Below are 20,394 nucleotides of genomic sequence, written 5' to 3' on the forward strand. Positions count from 1 at the left end.
AATCAGGAAAAAGTTTTTCACTGTGTCTAGACGAAATAGCATGACATAACTATAACTGTAAGGTTGTAGAAATAAGAGATGAATTATTTTCTTAATGACTACAACAATTCAAATTGTAGCTAATTTATAAGGAGTGATATGGAAAGTCATTATTTAACATTAAACCAAGAACATTGGGATAAACAAGCCACAATGGAAAATCAGTGGTCTAAACCTGTTAGCGACGAAGAAATTATCGCTGCAAAACAAGGAAACTGGAAAGTCCATTTAACACCTAATCCGGTTAAAAAAGAGTGGTTAGCAGATATTAAAGGTAAAAAAATACTCTGCTTAGCTTCTGCTGGTGGGCAACAAGCGCCTATTTTAGCTGCTGCTGGTGGCATTGTGACGGTATTTGATTTATCAGAAGGCCAATTAAGCAAAGACCATCAATTGGCACAAAAGCATCAGTTAGATTTGGTTACAGTACAAGGTGATATGGCGGATTTAACTGCATTTGCTGATGAAAGTTTTGATATTATTTTTCACCCTATCTCAAACTTATATGTAGCGGATGTTAATCCCGTTTGGCAAGAGTGCTACCGTGTTTTGAAAAAAGGCGGTGTACTTATGGCGAGTTTTTATAATCCTGTTGTTTTTATTGATGATAGAGATCCGCAATTGCGCTCACAGGGATTAATAAGACCGACTTACCGATTACCCTATAGCGATCAAGGTTCACTACCTTCGGATATTCTGCAAGAAAAAGTCGCAAGAGGTGATGGACTTGTATTTGGTCATTCTTTAACTGACCTTATTGGTGGGCAGCTAAAAGCGGGTTTCTTATTACAAGATTTTGTTGAGGATTTTGCTCCTCATGCTCGCTTTCTCGTTGATAGTTATATTCCAACGTTTCTTGCGTCAAAAGCCATTAAGCTTTAACGACAAATAGATTAAGGTAAAAAGATGACGGTGATAAATATCAACGGATTTTTACTAAGATATTAATAAGATAGGAGATAGGAAAATGAACAACTGAACTTTTGAGGTATTAGATGATTAAAAAACGCCATTATGATGATTAATATAATGGCGTTTTTTTTAATTACTTATTACTGGTGCTATTTTTACGATGGCGAATATACATCACAATCGATCCAATTAAACCTGCACTTAAGAGTAATACAGGTAATGTCATCAAAATATTCATGACTAAGGTTTCATGCTTTTGAATAAAGGGAATAAGATTTAGCACATAGCCTAAAGAAACAATAATCCCCACCCATAAGAAGCCACTTAACCAGTTAAATATTTGAAAACGACGTTGTTGTAATTCTGATAAGCCAGCCAGAGTAGGTAATAATGTACGCACGAATCCAATAAAACGACCCAGTAATAGTGCATATAAGCCTTGGCGATGGAAGAGATCATTTGCCTTATGATGATATTGCTCTGGTAATTGAGCCATCCAACGTTTAACTACTTTTGTATCACTTAGCCAACGGCCTTGCAAAAAGCCGAGCCAACTCCCAATACTCGCGGCAGCGCCTAATATAATGATAGTTGGGAAAAAGTGTAAAACACCTTTTGCAATTAAGGCACCGCAAAGAATAAGCAGTGTATCTCCTGGTAAAAATGCGGCGGGTAATACCCCGTTTTCCAGCATAATAATAACAAAAAGAACAATATAGATAACCCACAGCACATTTGGATTAGCTAACACCATATAATCGTGTTGCATTAGTGCGTGAATGATCTCTTTTAATGTACCCATTAGCGAACTCGCATTAAAAAAGGACTTTATGTTCGCTATTCTAACGCAAAATAAAGAGAACAGTTTGATTTAATCCCTGTGGAACCACAGGGATAGATTTTTTTTAATAAAAAATTCATTCTTTATTAAGAAATACGTAAAAAGGCTTGTTCTAGATCTTCAATAAGGTCATCTACATTTTCTAATCCAATATGAATGCGAAATAGTGTTCCTGTAAATGTTGGCTGAGTTTCATATTGGCGCATCGCTTTAATATCATTAGGTTGATAACCCAAAATTAAAGATTCAAATCCTCCCCATGAAAATGCCATCTTAAATAATGAGAAGTTATCCAAGAAAAGTACAAATTCTTCAGTGGTTAGGATTTTCTTTAAACTAAAAGAGAATAACCCATTGCTACCGGAGAAATCACGTTGGAAATATTCATGTCCTGGGCAAGAAACTAAAGCAGGGTGATAAACATTATCAACTAAAGGATGTTGTTTTAACCAGCGAGCGACTTCTAATGCACTTTGTTCGTGTTGTTTCATCCTGACGGGTAATGTTCTTAATCCTCTTGCTGTCATATAAGCAGTATCAGGATCAACACATTGACCTAATAAATAGGTATTTTCACGTAACTGCGCCCAGCAACGTTCATTAGCTACAGCAAAACCTAACATGCCATCAGAGTGACCATTAATATATTTTGTGGCAGATTGGATTGAAATATCAGCACCCAATGTTAGTGGTTTAAGCAGTAATCCCGCCGCCCAAGTGTTATCAATCATAATAATGATTTCAGGGTTATATTGGCGCACTGAATTGACTATTCCTTGTAGATCTTGAATTTCCATCGTGATTGATCCTGGAGATTCAAGAAAAACGATTTTTGTTTCAGGAAGTAGCAATTGGCTGATCTCTTTGCCGATTAAAGGATCAAAATAAGTCGTTGTCACTGAGAATTTACGTAAGATCTGATCACAAAAATTTTGAGTTGGATCGTAGGCAGAGCCTGTAACAAGAATATGAGCACCTTGCTCAATAAATGCGAGTATAGATTGCGTAATCGCAGCTGCACCTGAAGGAAATAATGCGCAACCTGCACCTTGCTCTAATTCAGTTAAAGCTTCTTGTAAGGCAAAATGTGTGGTTGTACCTCGACGTCCATAAAAAAGGGTACCTTCCGCTCGTTTTTTCGTTGCTTCACGTTTTTGTGCAACGGAATCAAAAATAACGGATGATGTTCGTTGTATAATTGGGTTTACTGCGCCTAGGGAATATTTTTTAGCTCGACCAGAAAGGAGGAGTGAGGTTTCTTGTTTTTTTAGCGTCATCCTTAATACCTTCTTTTAATTGATGGTGTGTTTACCTCAAGTTAATTCATTTTTTGGATAAGTACAAAAGGCTTGCAGGGTAGTTGATAAAATTTCACGTTACGTGAAAGAACGATAATTTGTCTTAAAAATCGACAAATGAAAAAAAAATAGCCAAATAGTAATGATAATTACTATCAAAATGCTTCATGTTTGATATCATTTGAGCGTTTTCTCTTTCCTGATGGCAAACAGGATGATTGTAAGCGAACGATTTTGGGTAAGTAGTGAAGAAAAAGCTTCATTACTGAATAAATAAATAGATAAAAAAGAGAGTAAAAGGCCAACTGATGCGTAATTTGACAGCTTCTATTCTATTGGCAATCGGTCTGACAGGCTCTGCTTTTGCGGATACGACTCCTGCCACACCAACTGAACAGCCAACTACTGCTGCCGTTTCTTCAACAGCTTCTACACCGGGAACAGCTACACCAACAACTGCTACTGCTTCAACGACCTCTACAACGGGTAATGAAGTGAAAGCAGTAGGTACTGAAACCACTAAGCCTGAAGGTGAAAATACACCTGTAACAACGGCTGAGAATTCAGAAAATGTACCTTCAGCGACAGAAAATACACCATCAGAAGTACAACCTGAAATGGTTGCTGGTGGTGGATTCGCTGAAGATTTATCTGTAATGGGCATGTACCGTAATGCAGACTTAGTCGTTAAAAGTGTCATGATTGGCTTATTGTTAGCCTCTATTGTTACTTGGGCACTGTTTTTCGCGAAAGGAAGTTACTTGATCTCACTGCGTCGTCGCTTAAGAAAGGAGACGGCTCAGTTAGTTGAAGCTAAATCACTTAACGATGCGTTAGCGATTAGCAAAAAATTTGGCAATAAGAGCGCAACCGCTGATTTCTTTAATGATGCAGAATTAGAGCGTACTTACTCTCAAGAAAGTAAAGTGGCATCAGGCATTAAAGAGCGTGTTGAAATGCGTATGGAACGTCGCGTTGCAGCAATTATTCGTGAATTAGGCCGCGGTAATGGTTACTTAGCCACAATCGGTGCAATTTCTCCTTTTATCGGCCTTTTCGGTACGGTTTGGGGGATCATGAATAGCTTCATCGGTATTGCACATTCTCAAACGACAAATCTTGCTGTTGTTGCACCAGGTATTGCAGAAGCGCTATTAGCAACCGCGATTGGTCTGATTGCGGCGATTCCAGCGGTTATTATCTATAACATTTTTGCTCGAATGATCGCAGGTTATCGTGGTGAAATTGGTGATATCGCAACAGGTGTGGTGACATTAGTCAGCCGTGATTTAGATATCGAAAACAGCAAAGCAAGGTAATAAATTATGGCAATGCGTCTTGGTGATGATTCAGGTGATGATAATGAATTGCATGATATCAATGTGACGCCTTTTATTGATGTCATGTTGGTTCTACTCATTATCTTTATGGTGGCTGCACCTTTAGCTACTGTTGATATAAAAGTAAATTTACCCGCTTCAAGTGCTAAACCACAGCCTCGCCCTGAAAAACCGGTTTATTTAACGATTAAGTCGGATAAACAAATTTTCATTGGTGAAGAGATGGTCACACATGAAACGATGGCGAGTGTGTTAGATACCATGACACAAGCCAACAAAGAGACAACAATCTTTTTCCAAGCTGATAAAACGGTTGATTATGAAACGTTAATGTCTGCAATGGATTCGCTAAGAAAAGCGGGTTATCTCAAAGTTGGACTAGTGGGAATGGAAACCGTCTCTACGGGTGGTTAAATTTTAGCAAATAAGCTATTTATTTAAGTATTATTACGCTATTTTAAAAGCACTTTATTTGTCGTTGTGAAATGATGAATAAAGTGCTTTTTTATTGTATAGAAGAAATCGCGTTTATATTTTTACCACTTTTAATGGTTATCGATATTATTAATAAAATTGAGTTAGAATAAAATTTAACTTTAGTGTTAAATAAGATTAATAATAAGTAGATTAAGTTTATGAGTAAACGATTAATTAAGTTTATTGAGTAATAGCGGGCTGAATCAATTAATGCTAAGTAGATATCATTATTTGAACTCCTATAACATTAATATTCATTAACTCTTCATTTTTTTTCATTTTTAGATTTGTTTAGCTCGACATTTTAAAGTTAAATATATCTATAACCTTGTGATTTATAATGTCTTTATGCAAATTTGATTTAAGTGTAAAAAAACTTGCGCAAAAAATCTTATTGGATATAATGCACTCACGTTACAAATTGAAATATTTTGTAACGTGTTATAACGCCTAATTTATTTATTATCTAAGTTATCCGTATTTGGGTACTTATTTTTTTATTGCACCAGGTAGACCGTTGTTTTCAGTCATTCCAATTTCTGGTAAGTAGATTTTATTTACTTATTCAAACCACTACTTATCTTTGATAAGCAGTGAGTAAAATAAAACGTGAAAGGCAGAGAACTACACATAGCATTTTATTATTTTAATAAATTTAGAAGCCATAACATTTCGGTGTTATGGCTTTTTATTTTTTTTTATCAACTGGGGTTTTGCTTTTATCATTATTTTACCTGTCCTGTCTTTCTCATCACTTTAGAGGGCATACACCTCATTACCTGCTGATTTTCACAAGCACTTGTCGTACTGAATACTACAAACAGTTAACAAAGCATATTTCAATTTTTTAGATTTATGACCACTTCTTTTATCTATTCTCACAAAAAAAAGAAATCAGCTCTATTTAGGGATTATTTATCGATAAATTGTATTTTTTTTATCCACAAAAATAACAGGGATTTAACATGAAATTTTATTTACGTTAATTTCGTTATAAATTCGATATGTTATAAAATAACTTAATGAAACTATTGCTGTTGTGTACTAATTAGTAATTATTAATGATCTTATCTTTTTGATGATGTCCATATTGATATGTATTTAATTTTATAGCGATTTTATACTAAAGGAAATTCTTATTCCAAAAATGTATATACTTATAACTATATGAAAAACGATAAGAAAAACAGGTTAACTTTTGTCTATTAAATAAACGTAATTATGGTGATTAAAAATTAATAACGAAAGAAGATTAGCTAAATAGGTAATGAAAATAAGCTGAAATTAAATATATTAATGTAATCATTTCTTGTTTATGAAATGCAATTTTTAACATTACTTATGATGTAATATAAAGGTTGATATTATGAAAACAAGAGTCATCATTATAATTAAATAATATATTGAAACTTATTTTTAATAATTCTTATTGGAATATAGGAATAATGGATTATTAAATTTGTATTATTTTAAATATATTGTCTTATAATTTGAATGTTTTTTGTCTTTTTTGTATCTCGTTGATTAATATTGATTTTAAAAATATCTTCATCTTATTTGTTGAGATAATGAGAATTATTTCTATTTAAATTATCATTATTAAATAGAGTTTAAATAAATTTAAAATGACGAAATATATAAAAAATAGACATTAAACCTTATATTGCTGAAACGTTTTTACTCACATAAAAGCGTAATTTATTTTTTAATGAATTATCGCTTGATAATGATCAAGTCATTATTGTGTCGTAGTGTTAAAAAGGCGGTGTTTTAAAATTATTCCAATTAAAAATCATCATATCAGGAGAGATATATGGCCTTGGGGAATAATGTTTTTTCCCATCATGGTATTAACCGACGCGATTTTATGAAATTGTGTGCTGCGTTGTCAGCTACCATGGGATTAAGCGGCAAAGCTGCCGCAGAAATGTCAGATGCAATGGCATCATCTGAACGTCCACCCGTTATTTGGATTGGCGCTCAGGAGTGTACAGGGTGTACGGAGTCTTTATTACGTGCAACTCACCCGACTCTGGAAAACCTCGTTCTTGATGTTATTGCACTCGAATATCACGAAGTGCTTTCTTCGGCCTTTGGTGAACAGGCTGAAGAAAATAAACACAATGCGATGGAGAAATACAAAGGTAAGTACGTCCTCGTTGTTGACGGTTCAATCCCAGACAAAGATGGCGGTGTTTACTGTATGGTTGCAGGAAAACCAATTCTTGAGCATATCAAAGAAGCCGCTGAAGGGGCTGCTGCGATTATTGCTATTGGTTCATGTTCTGCATGGGGTGGTGTACCTGCTACTGGGGGTAACCCAACAGGCGCTAAATCACTGGAAGCAATTTTACCAGGTAAAACCGTTATCAATATTCCAGGGTGTCCACCAAACCCACATAACTTCTTAGCAACTGTTGCACATATTATTACTTTCAACAAATTGCCTAAGTTAGATAGCAAAAACAGACCGCTTTTTGCTTATGAGCGTTTAATTCACGAAAACTGTGAACGTCGCCCTCATTTTGATGCGGGTCGTTTTGCTAAAGAATTTGGTGATGAAGGTCATCGTCAAGGCTGGTGTTTATACCATTTAGGTTGTAAAGGCCCTGAAACCTATGGTAACTGCCCAACATTAGAATTCTGCGATGTCGGTGGTGGGATCTGGCCTGTCGGTATCGGTCACCCTTGCTATGGCTGTAACGAAGAAGGTATCGGCTTTACTAAAGGTATTTTCCAATTAGCGAACGTTTATCAGCCAACACCAAAAGCACAAGTACCTGATGTTAATGCAAAAGAAGGTGGTGGTGTCTCTTATGGTGCTGCTGGCTTACTGGGTGCTGTCGTGGGTGCAGTTGCGGGTGTCAGTGTGATGGCTGTGCGTCAATTAGGCCGTGACAAGAATGCCACAGGAGCCTCACAGGAGGATAAACGGTGAATAGGCGTCATTTCTTTAAGCTGGCATCAGGTGGGGTTCTCCTTGCGGGAATGGCACCCACTGCGAGTCATGCTGCGGCGCAGAACCGTCCCCCAATTCCTGGGTCTCTCGGTATGCTCTACGACTCTACACTGTGTGTAGGCTGTCAAGCATGTGTCACAAAATGTCAGGAAATTAATCACCCGGAGCCAATGGAGCGTGGTGATACTTACGCTAATGGTGATCCGATTTGGTCAAACAATGACAAATTAAGTCCTTACACAAATAACATTATTCAAATTTGGCGTGATGGTACTGGTGAAAATAAAGATCAACTGGAAAACGGTTATGCCTTTATTAAGAAACAATGTATGCATTGTGTTGATGCAAACTGCGTTTCTGTTTGTCCTGTTTCTGCGTTAACCAAAGATCCAAAAACCGGTATTGTCCATTATCACGCGGATATCTGTACAGGTTGTCGTTATTGTATGGTGGGATGCCCTTATAACATTCCAAAATACGATTATGATGATCCATTTGGTAAGCTCTATAAATGTGAGCTTTGTAACCAAAAAGGGGTTGAGCGCTTAGATAAAGGCTTATTACCAGGCTGTGTTGAAGTTTGTCCTACTGGCGCGGTTATTTTCGGTACACGCGAAGAGTTGTTGGAAGAAGCAAAACGTCGTTTAGCGAAAAAAGCGGGTGAAGAGTATCATTACCCACGTCAAACCATTAGTGGTGGCGATACTTATTTACATAAAATTCCTGAATATCAAGATCATATCTATGGTGAGTTTGAAGGTGGCGGTACGCAAGTCATGGTACTTTCTGCTGTTCCTTTCGAAAATTTAGGAATGCCAGAAGTGGCACCATTATCAACGGGTGCGCGTTCTGAACATATTCAACATACGCTTTACAAAGGCATGGTATTACCAATAGCAGCCCTTGCAGGGATCACCTATTTGGTTAACCGTAATAGTAAAAAACAAGAGCAGGAACACCACAAGGAGGATAACGATGTCGAGTCATGATCCTCGTCCACTTGGCGGTAAGTTATTTACTCTAGCAGTAAGAGTATTTTTACCGCTTGCTGTGCTCGGTTTTATTCTTATTGGTAAGCGTTTGGTATTAGGTCTGGGCGATGTCTCTGATCTGAATGGGGGATATCCTTGGGGTATTTGGATTGCCTTTGACTTATTGATAGGGACGGGCTTTGCATGTGGTGGTTGGGCACTTGCATGGGCTGTTTATGTCTTTAATAAAGGGGAATTTCACCCATTAGTGCGACCTGCATTGTTAGCGAGCTTGTTCGGCTATTCATTAGGTGGTTTATCTATCGCCATTGATATCGGTCGTTATTGGAACATGCCTCACTTCTTTATGCCGCAATACTTCAACGTTAACTCAGTGTTGTTTGAAACAGCGACCTGTATGACCATCTATATTATGGTGATGGCATTAGAATTCTTACCTGCGTTATTAGAACGTTTAGGTTGGAAAGTGTCGTTGAAACGCCTTAATAAAGCGATGTTCTTTATTATTGGTCTTGGTGCTTTACTGCCAACCATGCACCAATCTTCAATGGGATCATTAATGATTTCAGCGGGTTGGAAAGTACATCCACTGTGGCAATCTTATGAGATGTTACCGCTGTTTTCTCTGTTAACAGCCTTTCTCCTTGGTTTCACTATCGTTATTTTTGAAGGTTCGCTGTTAAAGGCAAGCCGCACCATGAACGATGATGAAACACCGCTATTTACCAAGTTAACCAAAGTGATTGAAGTATTACTGATTGCTTTCTTGGTCTGTCGCTGGGGCGAAATTATTTGGAACGGTAAACTGAGTTATATCGGAAATGGGGATATGTTCTCGTGGTTATTCATTGTTGAAAGTGCATTATTGTTACTTCCTCTTATTTTGATGCATTTAAATAATAACCGCCGTAGTCCAAAAATGTTGTTTGTCTGCGCTGTATTTATCTTAATTGGCGCAGCAATGTGGCGTATGAACTACTCTTTAGTTGCTTACAATCCAGGCAATGGTTACCACTATTTCCCAACAGCAAGTGAATTGCTGATTTCTATTGGTTTCGTTGCATTTGAAGTAACAGCTTACATTCTTATTATCCGTTTACTGCCGGTTTTACCTGCACAAACAGACTCAAATATACAATTAAAAAAGGCTGAGGTTAAATCATGAGCCAACGCATTACTATTGATCCTATTACCCGTATTGAAGGGCATTTACGCGTCGATTGTGAAATTGATAACGGAAAAGTTGTTAAGGCTTGGTCTTCCGGTACCATGTGGCGCGGAATGGAGGAGATCCTAAAAGGAAGCGATCCTCGTGATGCATGGATTATCGTGCAACGTATTTGTGGGGTTTGTACGACAGTTCACGCAATTGCCTCAGTACGTGCTGTTGAAGATGCCTTAGGTATGGATATTCCTGTCAATGCGCAGTATATCCGTAACATTATTTTGGCTTCGCATATTCTTCATGACCATATCGTCCACTTCTATCAGCTTTCTGCGATGGACTGGGTTGATATTACTTCAGCGTTACAAGCCGATCCTGAAAAAGCGTCAGCGATGCTAAAAGGTGTTTCTCAGTGGCAATTGAACTCTGCTGAAGAATTCAGAAAGGTTCAGAAGAAAATTCAAGGTCTGGTTGACAGCGGTCAGTTAGGTATTTTCGCTAATGGCTACTGGGGTCACTCAGCCATGAAATTACCACCAGAAGTTAACCTGATTGCTGTTGCTCACTATCTGCAAGCACTTGAATGTCAGCGTGATGCTAACCGTATCGTAGCGGTTCTGGGTGGTAAAACACCACACATTCAAAACTTGGCAGTAGGGGGGGTTGCTAACCCAATTAACCTTGATGCACCAAGTGTTCTTAACTTAGAACGTCTGATGTATGTGAAGCACTTTATCGATAATCTTGGCGATTTTATTGAACAAGTTTATAAAGTAGATACTGCGATTTTTGCTGCTTATTACCCAGAGTGGCTAAAAATAGGTAAAGGCGCGAACTACTATTTATCTGTACCTGAATTACCTATTAACGGTAATAACACTGAGTTTTTATTGTCTGGTGGTTATATGGAAGGCGTTGATTTCTCAACGTATCGTCCAATTAAAGACTGGAAAGATGAAAACCTGAAAGACGGTATCGAAGAAAGTGGTAAACACGCATGGTATGAAGATGATGAACCATTAAAACCGTGGGAAGGTTTGACTCGTCCTAAATATACAGGTTGGGATGAGAACGAAAAATACTCATGGGTTAAATCACCTACATTCTATGGCAAACCTGTCGAAGTGGGTACGTTAGCATGGTTAGTATGTGGTTTAGCAGGTAAGCATGAAGGAACTGTTAAACACTATAATGAAATCAATGGGATATACACTAAATTAACGGGTGAAACGCTGGTTAATGAGCAGTTAGAGTCAACTTGGGGACGCATTATTGGACGTACTGTTCATGCGTGTGTGTTACAAGATTCTCTAAACTTCTTGTGGCAATCACTGGTTGATAATATTGGTCGTGGCGATACTGCTGCCTTTATTAAACCAGAGTTTGAACCAGGTAAAGAGTACCGAGGTGTGGGGTTTGAAGAAGCCTCTCGCGGTATGTTATCTCACTGGATCGTGTTTAAAGACGGTAAAATCACTAACTATCAGGCGGTTGTTCCATCAACATGGAATGCGGGTCCTCGTAACTTTAATGATGAGCCAGGTCCTTATGAGTTATCACTTGTTGGTACACCTGTTGCTGATCCGAAAAAACCATTAGAAGTGGTAAGAACGATCCACTCCTTTGACCCATGTATGGCGTGTGCTGTGCATATGGTTGATTTAACAGGTAAAGAACTAAGTAAGGTGAAGGTATTATAATGCGAACTCTCGTCTTAGGTATTGGTAATTTATTACTAAGCGATGAAGGCATTGGTGTTCGTATAGTAGAAGCGCTCGAAGAGCGCTTCTCTTTACCAGAGAACGTCGATGTTATTGATGGTGGCACATCAGGTATGGAAATTTTGCAAGATATCGCTGCAAGAGATCTCCTGATTGTTGCCGATGCGGTAAGAAGCAATCATGAACCTGGCAGTATTTTTGTGTTACATGATGATGATGTTCCCGCACTTTTTACGCAGAAGATCTCGCCTCATCAGTTAGGCTTATCTGATGTGCTTATGGCATTGCGTATGACAGATGAATTTCCACGCAAGCTTATTTTAGTGGGTATTGAACCTGCGTCATTAGAGCCAAGCATGTCACTGTCTGACATTGGTCAAAAATCAATGGAAATTGCGTTGGAACATGTCGTCAATATTTTGCGTGAATATGGTATTCCTGTCACACCCAAAGAGGTAACAGCATGAGTGAAATAAGCTGGGATATCGTAGGATACGATGAACCGCCTGTTGAGCAACTTGAAGCGCGTTTTAGTGAAATTGCTGAAAAAGAGATGAAAGGGCTTCCTTTTTATCGAGAAGGTATTCCTGTAAAAGCAGGGGGCTTTACCTTATTTGAAAACCAGTGGATTGGAGCTGTTCTTACTCCTTGGATGCTAGAGCTTGTCGTTTTCCCAGGGCCTTCACAAGAATGGCCACATCGAAAAGTAGGCGATCGCATTGGGTTAGAATTGCCTTGTGGTCAGATTAAATTCGTTGTGGGTGAGCTTGCTGGTGATATGCAATATCTCGCGTGTTCATTAATGTCGCCACTTGATAGACACCTTTCAGGGGAACATGCTGTTGAGTTGGTGGAAAATAGTGTAAAAATGGCACTTTCTCTTCCTGTTCAGACACAATCCGTAGCAGAAGTTGATTTAAGTCGTCGTTCTCTCTTCCGTGGTCAGTTAAGATCATAGTGTAGAAATTTTACGCGACACAGAGTCACATTCTTCTTATTGAATAGTACAGGAGTCAGAATATGTGTAGCACTTGCGGTTGTGGCGAAGGCAATGTCAGAATTGAAGGCGTAGAGCCTCATTCACATGAGCACCACCATCATCACTCTCATGACCATGATCATCACGACCACGGTCATCATCATGATCACGGCCATCACGGGCATGATCATCATCATGAACACAATGCTACTCCAGCGAATACTGTTCATAAATATATTGATAAGTCTGAACAAAAGCATAAACATAACTACGAAACACATGGTCAGCCTATCATCGTTCATCACCACTATTACCATAACAGTGGTGATGTTCATCTCCATTTTCATAACGATGCACAGCTAAACGAAGCGCCTGTTTTCCATGAACATCATCATGGACATGACGATCATCATGAGCATGATCATTCACACAATCATGACCATGCTCACAGTCACGATCATTCTCATGATTATAACCATGAGCATTCACATCATCATTCTCACAGCCACGATCATGCACATGATCATGACCACGATCACGAACATGAGCACGAAGAGCAATTTAGCCCTGTGATTGAAAATCAGAATATGCATTATGGCCAAGGTGAAGCGGGAACACATGCTCCCGGTATTAGCCAAAAGCGTATGCTGAAAATTGAAATGGATGTGCTGGATAAAAATAACCGCATTGCTGTTCATAACCGTGAACATTTTGAACAACAAAATGTATTGGCATTAAACTTAGTTTCAAGCCCAGGCTCCGGTAAAACAACGCTATTAACACAAACATTAAAACAGTTAGCACAACGGATGCCTTGCGCGGTGATCGAAGGCGATCAGCAAACCACTAATGATGCGGATCGCATCCGTGAAACTGGTGTGCCAGCGATCCAAGTGAATACAGGAAAAGGTTGTCACCTTGATGCACAAATGGTGCATGATGCGACACATCAATTAGGTTTACAAGATAACAGCGTTCTCTTTATTGAAAACGTGGGTAACTTAGTTTGTCCTGCCAGTTTTGATCTGGGTGAAAAGCATAAAGTTGCGATTCTTTCTGTCACTGAAGGTGAAGATAAACCACTGAAATACCCGCATATGTTTGCTGCGGCTGATTTAATGATTATCAACAAAATTGATTTAGTGCCACATCTGAATATTGATGTTCAAGCCTGTATTGAATCCGCTCGCCGTGTTAACCCAAATATCGAAATCATTGCGTTATCAGCAACAACGGGTGAAGGCATGGAAGAGTGGTTAGCTTGGTTGGAGAGTCGTTTATGTGCTTAGGTGTTCCAGCTAAGATTGTTGAGGTGGGCGAAGACGTCCACCAACTCGCTTATGCCGAAGTCAGTGGCGTCAAACGTGCTGTTAATATTTCGATGGTATGTGAAGGCGAACCTAGTGAATTATTAGGCAAATGGGTACTTATTCATGTGGGATTTGCCATGAGTATTCTTGATGAGCAAGAAGCACAAGATACCCTTGATGCATTACAGCATGTCTATGGTGTGACCCTCGAAGAGGCTGATGATGCAGTACGTTGATGAATTTCGTGATCCCGAACTTGCGAAAGCCTTACTAGCCCAAATCCGTGAAACTATTTCACAATGGCCTCATCCTATTAAACGGCCATTACAAATTATGGAAGTGTGTGGTGGGCATACACATGCCATTTTTAAATTTGGTCTAGATCGCTTATTACCAGAAGAAATTGAATTTGTTCATGGACCAGGTTGTCCTGTTTGTGTATTACCGATGGGGCGAATTGATGCTTGTTTAGAAATTGCAGCCCGTCCTGATGTCATTTTCTGTACTTTTGGTGATGCAATGCGAGTACCGGGACGTAATGGCTCAATGCTGGATGCGCGTCGTCGTGGCAGTGATATTCGTATTGTCTATTCACCGCTCGATTCCCTCAAAATTGCACAAGATAACCCAGATAAACAAGTCGTCTTTTTTGGTTTAGGTTTTGAAACTACGATGCCAAGTACTGCAATGACGCTACAACAAGCGAAATTGCGTGGACTCAAAAATTTCTCTCTGTTTTGTCAGCATATTACTATCGTGCCTACTTTACGTTGTCTACTAGAACAAGATGATGTTCGCATTGACGGCTTTATTGCTCCAGGGCATGTGAGTATGGTGATTGGCTGTACGCCATATCAACCGCTATGTGACGAATTTGAAAAGCCTTTTGTCGTGACAGGATTTGAACCATTAGACTTATTACAAGCTATACTGATGGTCATTAAACAACTTAAAGCAAAAGCAGAAAATACAGATTATGTTTTAAGTATTGAAAACCAATATAGTCGCATTGTACCGAATGAAGGTAATAAGTTGGCTCAAAAAGCACTTAGCGAAGTGTTTATGTTAAAAGAAACCAGTGAATGGCGTGGATTGGGTGAAATCCCAATGTCAGGTATTCAATTAACACCTGCTTATTCTGAGTTTGATGCTGAATTACGTTTTACTCCCGCCCCGCAGAAAGTGGCTGATAATCCGCAATCTCGCTGTGGCGATGTATTAACAGGACGATGCAAACCTTCCGATTGCCCACTCTTTGGTAAAAGTTGTACACCAGAAACGGCATTGGGTGCCTTGATGGTATCATCTGAAGGTGCATGTGCGGCTTATTATCAGTATCGCCGTGAAGGTAATATATGAAACAACCTGATGAAATCACCTTAGCCCAAGGAAACGGCGGGCAAGGTATGCAGCAACTTATCGAAGGACTATTTTTAAAAGCGTTCGATAATCCATTATTAAATGAAAAAGAAGATCAAGCGCGGATCGCCTTAAATGAGTTAACCACACTGGGCGATCGTCTTGCTTTTAGTACAGATAGCTATGTCATCGATCCCATTATTTTCCCTGGTGGAAACATTGGTAAATTATCGGTCTGCGGGACGGCTAACGATCTTTCTGTTGGTGGTGCAGTTCCTCGTTACCTTTCATGTGGTTTTATTTTGGAAGAAGGACTTCCTTTTGAAACCCTAGAAACCCTTGTGATGGCAATGGCAAAAGCCGCGCAACAAGCGGGCATTCAAATTGTTACGGGTGATACGAAAGTGGTTCCTCGTGGTGCTGCGGATAAGATTTTTATTAACACCGCGGGTATTGGTGTGATCCCAACCAAAATTCATTGGGCTGCATCAAACATTAAAGCAGGCGATAAGATCTTAGTGAGTGGCACTATTGGCGATCATGGTGCAACAATCCTGAATCTTCGTGAAAATTTAGGGCTTGAAGCGGATCTGCAAAGTGACTGCGCGGTTCTTGAGCCAATGATTGCCCCTTTACGCCAAATCGAAGGAATTAAAGCATTACGTGATGCAACTCGAGGCGGTGTGACAGCGATTTTGCATGAGTTTGCTCAAGCCAGCGGTTGTGGCATGAACGTGCATGAAAGCAAATTACCTATGAAACAATCCGTTCGTGGTGTATGCGAATTATTAGGACTTGAAGCGCTTAATTTCGCTAACGAAGGAAAAATTGTTTTAGTGGTTTCACCTGAAGCGGAAGCACAAGTACTTGAAGCACTGCATCAACATGCTTTAGGCAAAGACGCTTGCACGATTGGCGAAGTCACAACGGATAATTATATTCGTTTAACAGGCATTTTCGGTACTAGTCGTATCCTCGACCTACCTTATAACGAGCCTTTACCTCGTATCTGCTAAACACTTATTCCCCACTTATAAATGGAAATGTTCACTGAATTTATAAGTGGGATAAGTTACCCACTTGTTACAAAAAATTGTTATAACGCAAATTTCTCTCATTTATCTGAATACTGACTCTTTGATAAAAAAATTATTGGAGTAACATGTTCGCCTCATCCTACTGCGTGGAGAGTGTCTCTCGTAGAGGTTAGTTCTAGGAAAAAACATGTCTTGGTCAGAATTTAAATCTCAATACCTGATCCGTTTTTGGAAGCCTCTTCCAGCAGTTATCGCGGCAGGTATCTTATCAACTTATTACTTTGGTTTAACCGGCACTTTCTGGGCTGTCACTGGTGAGTTTACCCGCTGGGGTGGTCACGTTATGCAATGGTTCGGTGCTCATCCTGAAGAATGGGGTTATTTTAAAATCATCGGTCTTGAAGGTACGCCATTAACGCGTATTGATGGCGTGATGATTATCGGGATGTTTGGAGGTTGCATTATGGCGGCTCTTTGGGCCAATAACGTCAAACTTCGTCATCCTCAACATAAAATTCGTATTCTTCAAGCTGTTCTAGGTGGGATCATCGCAGGTTTTGGTGCTCGTTTAGCAATGGGTTGTAACCTTGCTGCCTTCTTTACGGGTATTCCTCAGTTCTCTTTACATGCTTGGTTCTTTGCGGTTGCAACGGCAGTCGGTTCCTACTTCGGTGCTAAGCTGTCATTGATGCCACTGTTCCGTATTCCAGTAAAACTGCAAAAAGTCAGCCAAGCGTCACCTATCACTCAAGATAAACAACGTGCGAAACGTCGCTTTAGATTGGGAATGGTTATCTTTTTTGCCATGATTGCGTGGTCTTTAATTATTCTCTTTGATTCACCAAAACTGGGTTTCGCCATGCTAGGCGGTATTGGTTTTGGTATTTTAATTGAACGTGCACAAATCTGTTTTACTTCTGCTTTCCGTGACTTATGGATAACAGGCAGAACCCATATGGCAAAAGCGATTATCATCGGTATGGCGGTGAGTGCCATTGGGATCTTTAGCTATGTCCAATTAGGTGCATCACCTAAAATTATGTGGGCGGGTCCTAATGCCGTAGTTGGCGGCTTACTCTTCGGTTTCGGTATTGTGCTTGCTGGTGGGTGTGAAACTGGCTGGATGTATCGCGCTGTTGAAGGTCAAATTCACTTTTGGTGGGTTGGATTAGGCAATGTGATTGGTTCGACGTTACTCGCTTATTATTGGGATGATTTTTCAGCCATCTTAGCGACTGATTACGACAAAATTAATTTACTTGATACTTTTGGGCCTGTAGGCGGATTAGGCGTGACATATCTGATGTTGGGTCTGTCATTTGTGTTGCTACTTTGGTGGGAGAAACATTTCTTTCGTAAAAAAGCACAACAAGCACACTCTATTTCAACCCAGATTAATAAGGAAATCGCATGAGCCAGAAAGACACCATTGTTCCTGATTATCGTCTAGATATGGTCGGTGAACCTTGTCCTTACCCTGCGGTGGCAACGCTTGAAGCTATGCCATCACTGAAAAAAGGCGAGATTTTAGAAGTGGTCAGTGATTGCCCTCAATCAATCAACAATATTCCACTTGATGCGAAAAACTACGGTTATACCGTGTTAGATATTCAACAAGATGGCCCAACTATTCGTTATTTAATTCAAAAATAATCTTTATTTTTCATTAAATAAAAAAACAGCCTATACATAGAGAATGATAGGCTGTTTTCTTGAATAATATTATTACTCTGCTTCGCCGCCTAGGACTTCGGTGACTCGTTCAATTAAAGCGCTGAGTTCACCGGTCATTAAAATAAAGTCGGCATCAAAACGTTGGGCAAAATCGGCTTTATCAATATCATCATTTTGCTCACGTAAAGTTTCACTGAATTTAATGCGTTTGATAGAACCATCATCACAAAGCATAAATTGCAGGCGATCTTCCCAATCTACAGAGAGTTTGGTGACAAATTTACCCGCTTCAATATGCGTCGCAATTTCATCAGAGACTAATTCCTGTTTCTTACAACGAATAACGCCACCTTCATCTAAGACCGCTTTTAGTTCTGCTTCATCCATCAAGGTAAAGCCAGCTGGGAGTTCTCCAGAGCGTACCCACTCTGTCATTTTTAATTCAACGGATTCATTGAAGTTCAAAGGAACAACAGGTAATGAACCTAAGGTCTTACGCAGCAAGGCTAAGTTATCTTCAGCGCGTTTTGCACTGCCCGAATCAATAATAACGAGTTGTTTTTCTAAATCGAGCCAAATAAATGTTTGTGAGAATTTACTAAAAGCACGAGGAAGCAGAGTGTGCACCACTTCATCTTTTAAGGTGGCTTTCTCTGTTTTTTTCAGTTTACGTCCTTGCTCACCTTCAAGTTTTTCAACTTTGTCTTGCAGTGCTTGTTTAATAACTGTCGCAGGTAAAATTTTGTCTTCTTTCCGTGCACACATCATGACTTGTTTGCCAGCAACATGGATAAGCGCTTCACCGCGATCACCCATCGGCGAAACCCAACCTGTCCGAGTCATATCTTGGCTACTACAAGGTGTGAATGCCAATGAGGCAAGCTGTTGTTCTAACTCATCCATTGACAGTGCTATCCCTTTATTTAAGCGATAGATTAAAATATTTTTAAACCACAGCATCTGACATTCCCCTTAATCATTATTTACCACAATATGATACTGAATGTTTAGGGTATCTAAAAGGTAATATCCTTTAAAAGAAAATCTATACCGTGTTATTTAATAAAAAGATAAAAAAAGCTGAAACGAATAATTAGTAAATCTACTCTATGATAATGAGTTTTATTCTTATCTGAATTGGATTGATTAAGAATATTAATAATGAAATAGCATGATTTTTAGTACAAACCATTATGTGACAATAATCACAAGATTTTATTTTTACACTCTTTTTTGTTTACAAACTGAAATCACTTTCAGATTTATCTCTGCATTAATTTACAAAACAAAAATATTCTTGACGCTCTTGTGTGATTATTATCACAAAATAAGGAAAATGTATGAGGGGATTTTTCACAATCAACAAAGTGATTAAGATCACAAATATTGATATTTTTTTTTCAAATATCGTTAAAAGAGCACAATTGGGCTTTTTATATTAACCAGTGTTATAGTTTAGATTTTGTAATGTTTCATTGGGTTTTGTTGTTACTTGTACGTATTGATTAGATATTGTAATTGAATAGCATTCTTGTGCTTCTCTTTTGAATATTTACAGATAATTATTCTTTTTATGATGGGATGTTACTCGTTACCACTAGTTAAATTGTATTTAAATTCGACTTTGCCTTTATTTAAATAAGAAATAAATATAAAGATAAAAAATTATTAATTAGGAATAACAATATTTAAATCTTTAGTGTTATTTATTTAGTGGTTAAAATTAATACTTCCTTTTAAATATATTAAATAGGGGGATAAATTTTTTATTAGCAAAAAAAAGAGTCTTATAAAGAAATGAAATATAAAAGAAAAATCTAAAAGTGCTATTTTTAAAAAGTTGATTAAGTTCAAAAAACACGTATCTTTACCTTTAATTGTGATACCTATCACTTGAGTATGTAACCATGAAAATACACATTGGTGTAATTGTGGACTGTATCACGAAAGTTGGGCTTTTTTTTGAGTAACATGCCATCGAAAACTCAACGACCTATTTCTTTTCCTGACAGAAATAAAAGCAATGCCCTTATTTAAATATAATGAGGATATTATTTTTGTGTCTTATTGGTGATTACGTCTGTGTCAAGGAAATTAAAGCCTTTAAGAAAATTTTGTAGAGTCATAATTAGTAGCTATAAAAATTATCAATTGTGAGAGCGATTTTCTTTTTCGAAATTCGTGGCAGAGATCTTTTGTCTGAATCTCAGGTCAACTATATACGGCGGTATTATTTTTGACCTTAAAGAAAGTCATAAAACTATAGAAAATAGATAGATGGGTATTTTAAT

General features: G+C 38.5%; 18 protein-coding genes. 15 read left to right on the forward strand and 3 right to left on the reverse strand.

The annotated features are described in order from the left end of the window. The first annotated feature begins 138 nt into the window (after positions 1 to 138). On the forward strand, positions 139 to 921 hold the full coding sequence (locus ACNART_RS04460) for a class I SAM-dependent methyltransferase (protein ID WP_198625969.1): 783 nt from the start codon (positions 139 to 141) through the stop codon (positions 919 to 921). A 163-nt stretch (positions 922 to 1,084) separates the two neighbouring features. Here ACNART_RS04460 and ACNART_RS04465 read toward each other — a convergent pair whose 3' ends face one another. Next, positions 1,085 to 1,753, reverse strand: a complete 669-nt coding sequence (locus ACNART_RS04465) for a DedA family protein (protein WP_198619321.1) — start codon at positions 1,751 to 1,753, stop codon at positions 1,085 to 1,087. Between the two features lie 125 nt (positions 1,754 to 1,878). Next, positions 1,879 to 3,069 carry a cystathionine beta-lyase gene (metC, locus tag ACNART_RS04470; protein WP_368927404.1) on the reverse strand — a complete coding sequence of 397 codons (1,191 nt, stop codon included), beginning with the start codon at positions 3,067 to 3,069 and terminating at the stop codon, positions 1,879 to 1,881. 329 nt (positions 3,070 to 3,398) lie between these two features. Here metC and exbB point away from each other — a divergent pair, with 329 nt between their 5' ends. The 14 genes from exbB (at position 3,399) to yedF (ending at position 18,082) form a co-directional block, all read left to right on the forward strand. Then, positions 3,399 to 4,409 (forward strand): tonB-system energizer ExbB, encoded by a 1,011-nt coding sequence (exbB, locus tag ACNART_RS04475; RefSeq protein WP_368927403.1) that lies wholly within the window; start codon positions 3,399 to 3,401, stop codon positions 4,407 to 4,409. A 6-nt stretch (positions 4,410 to 4,415) separates the two neighbouring features. Continuing rightward, the gene (gene exbD / locus ACNART_RS04480) at positions 4,416 to 4,844 is read left to right on the forward strand and encodes a TonB system transport protein ExbD (RefSeq protein ID WP_099074169.1); all 429 of its coding nucleotides are present in this window, start codon (positions 4,416 to 4,418) and stop codon (positions 4,842 to 4,844) included. 1,876 nt (positions 4,845 to 6,720) lie between these two features. After that, complete coding sequence (gene hybO, locus ACNART_RS04485; protein ID WP_109371805.1) at positions 6,721 to 7,845, forward strand: hydrogenase 2 small subunit; 1,125 nt, start codon at positions 6,721 to 6,723, stop codon at positions 7,843 to 7,845. After that, the gene (gene hybA / locus ACNART_RS04490; protein WP_109371803.1) at positions 7,842 to 8,855 is read left to right on the forward strand and encodes a hydrogenase 2 operon protein HybA; all 1,014 of its coding nucleotides are present in this window, start codon (positions 7,842 to 7,844) and stop codon (positions 8,853 to 8,855) included. Before hybO ends, hybA begins: the two co-directional genes overlap by 4 nt. After that, on the forward strand, positions 8,842 to 10,023 hold the full coding sequence (hybB, locus tag ACNART_RS04495; protein WP_368927400.1) for a Ni/Fe-hydrogenase cytochrome b subunit: 1,182 nt from the start codon (positions 8,842 to 8,844) through the stop codon (positions 10,021 to 10,023). Before hybA ends, hybB begins: the two co-directional genes overlap by 14 nt. Beyond that, positions 10,020 to 11,723, forward strand: coding sequence for a hydrogenase 2 large subunit (gene hybC / locus ACNART_RS04500; RefSeq protein ID WP_064718974.1), 1,704 nt, complete (start codon positions 10,020 to 10,022; stop codon positions 11,721 to 11,723). Before hybB ends, hybC begins: the two co-directional genes overlap by 4 nt. Continuing rightward, a complete protein-coding gene (locus ACNART_RS04505; RefSeq protein WP_023580916.1) occupies positions 11,723 to 12,211 on the forward strand; it encodes a HyaD/HybD family hydrogenase maturation endopeptidase in 489 nt (162 codons plus the stop codon). Before hybC ends, ACNART_RS04505 begins: the two co-directional genes overlap by 1 nt. Next, on the forward strand, positions 12,208 to 12,702 hold the full coding sequence (hybE, locus tag ACNART_RS04510; RefSeq protein ID WP_196532329.1) for a hydrogenase-2 assembly chaperone: 495 nt from the start codon (positions 12,208 to 12,210) through the stop codon (positions 12,700 to 12,702). The genes ACNART_RS04505 and hybE overlap by 4 nt, the downstream gene beginning before the upstream one ends. Before the next feature lie 62 nt (positions 12,703 to 12,764). Next, positions 12,765 to 14,012, forward strand: coding sequence for a hydrogenase nickel incorporation protein HypB (gene hypB, locus ACNART_RS04515; protein WP_368927397.1), 1,248 nt, complete (start codon positions 12,765 to 12,767; stop codon positions 14,010 to 14,012). Further along, on the forward strand, positions 14,003 to 14,269 hold the full coding sequence (gene hybG / locus ACNART_RS04520) for a hydrogenase maturation factor HybG (protein WP_006535180.1): 267 nt from the start codon (positions 14,003 to 14,005) through the stop codon (positions 14,267 to 14,269). Before hypB ends, hybG begins: the two co-directional genes overlap by 10 nt. Then, a complete protein-coding gene (gene hypD / locus ACNART_RS04525) occupies positions 14,256 to 15,392 on the forward strand; it encodes a hydrogenase formation protein HypD (protein WP_075674243.1) in 1,137 nt (378 codons plus the stop codon). Before hybG ends, hypD begins: the two co-directional genes overlap by 14 nt. Further along, positions 15,389 to 16,408 carry a hydrogenase expression/formation protein HypE gene (gene hypE, locus ACNART_RS04530; protein WP_109371795.1) on the forward strand — a complete coding sequence of 340 codons (1,020 nt, stop codon included), beginning with the start codon at positions 15,389 to 15,391 and terminating at the stop codon, positions 16,406 to 16,408. The genes hypD and hypE overlap by 4 nt, the downstream gene beginning before the upstream one ends. A 208-nt stretch (positions 16,409 to 16,616) precedes the next feature. Continuing rightward, positions 16,617 to 17,843 carry a selenium metabolism membrane protein YedE/FdhT gene (gene yedE, locus ACNART_RS04535; protein WP_198629928.1) on the forward strand — a complete coding sequence of 409 codons (1,227 nt, stop codon included), beginning with the start codon at positions 16,617 to 16,619 and terminating at the stop codon, positions 17,841 to 17,843. Beyond that, positions 17,840 to 18,082: a sulfurtransferase-like selenium metabolism protein YedF gene (gene yedF / locus ACNART_RS04540; RefSeq protein ID WP_069368619.1), complete on the forward strand. Its 243-nt coding sequence runs from the start codon at positions 17,840 to 17,842 to the stop codon at positions 18,080 to 18,082. Before yedE ends, yedF begins: the two co-directional genes overlap by 4 nt. Positions 18,083 to 18,154: 72 nt before the next feature. Here yedF and rdgC read toward each other — a convergent pair whose 3' ends face one another. After that, positions 18,155 to 19,063, reverse strand: a complete 909-nt coding sequence (gene rdgC / locus ACNART_RS04545; protein WP_416303449.1) for a recombination-associated protein RdgC — start codon at positions 19,061 to 19,063, stop codon at positions 18,155 to 18,157. Positions 19,064 to 20,394 lie beyond the last annotated feature (1,331 nt).

The sequence above is a fragment of the Proteus sp. LHD240705 genome, assembly GCF_047921555.1.
Classification (GTDB): Bacteria; Pseudomonadota; Gammaproteobacteria; order Enterobacterales; family Enterobacteriaceae; genus Proteus.

Coding starts and splice junctions, on each gene's coding strand:
- hybG (WP_006535180.1), top strand. CDS start 14,003: ATGTGCTTAGGTGTTCCAGCTAAGATTGTTGAGGTGGGCGAAGACGTC.
- ACNART_RS04460 (WP_198625969.1), top strand. CDS start 139: ATGGAAAGTCATTATTTAACATTAAACCAAGAACATTGGGATAAACAA.
- metC (WP_368927404.1), bottom strand. CDS start 3,069: ATGACGCTAAAAAAACAAGAAACCTCACTCCTCCTTTCTGGTCGAGCT.
- exbD (WP_099074169.1), top strand. CDS start 4,416: ATGGCAATGCGTCTTGGTGATGATTCAGGTGATGATAATGAATTGCAT.
- ACNART_RS04465 (WP_198619321.1), bottom strand. CDS start 1,753: ATGGGTACATTAAAAGAGATCATTCACGCACTAATGCAACACGATTAT.
- hybB (WP_368927400.1), top strand. CDS start 8,842: ATGTCGAGTCATGATCCTCGTCCACTTGGCGGTAAGTTATTTACTCTA.
- hypD (WP_075674243.1), top strand. CDS start 14,256: ATGCAGTACGTTGATGAATTTCGTGATCCCGAACTTGCGAAAGCCTTA.
- yedF (WP_069368619.1), top strand. CDS start 17,840: ATGAGCCAGAAAGACACCATTGTTCCTGATTATCGTCTAGATATGGTC.
- hypE (WP_109371795.1), top strand. CDS start 15,389: ATGAAACAACCTGATGAAATCACCTTAGCCCAAGGAAACGGCGGGCAA.
- exbB (WP_368927403.1), top strand. CDS start 3,399: ATGCGTAATTTGACAGCTTCTATTCTATTGGCAATCGGTCTGACAGGC.
- hybO (WP_109371805.1), top strand. CDS start 6,721: ATGGCCTTGGGGAATAATGTTTTTTCCCATCATGGTATTAACCGACGC.
- hypB (WP_368927397.1), top strand. CDS start 12,765: ATGTGTAGCACTTGCGGTTGTGGCGAAGGCAATGTCAGAATTGAAGGC.
- hybC (WP_064718974.1), top strand. CDS start 10,020: ATGAGCCAACGCATTACTATTGATCCTATTACCCGTATTGAAGGGCAT.
- hybE (WP_196532329.1), top strand. CDS start 12,208: ATGAGTGAAATAAGCTGGGATATCGTAGGATACGATGAACCGCCTGTT.
- rdgC (WP_416303449.1), bottom strand. CDS start 19,063: ATGCTGTGGTTTAAAAATATTTTAATCTATCGCTTAAATAAAGGGATA.
- yedE (WP_198629928.1), top strand. CDS start 16,617: ATGTCTTGGTCAGAATTTAAATCTCAATACCTGATCCGTTTTTGGAAG.
- ACNART_RS04505 (WP_023580916.1), top strand. CDS start 11,723: ATGCGAACTCTCGTCTTAGGTATTGGTAATTTATTACTAAGCGATGAA.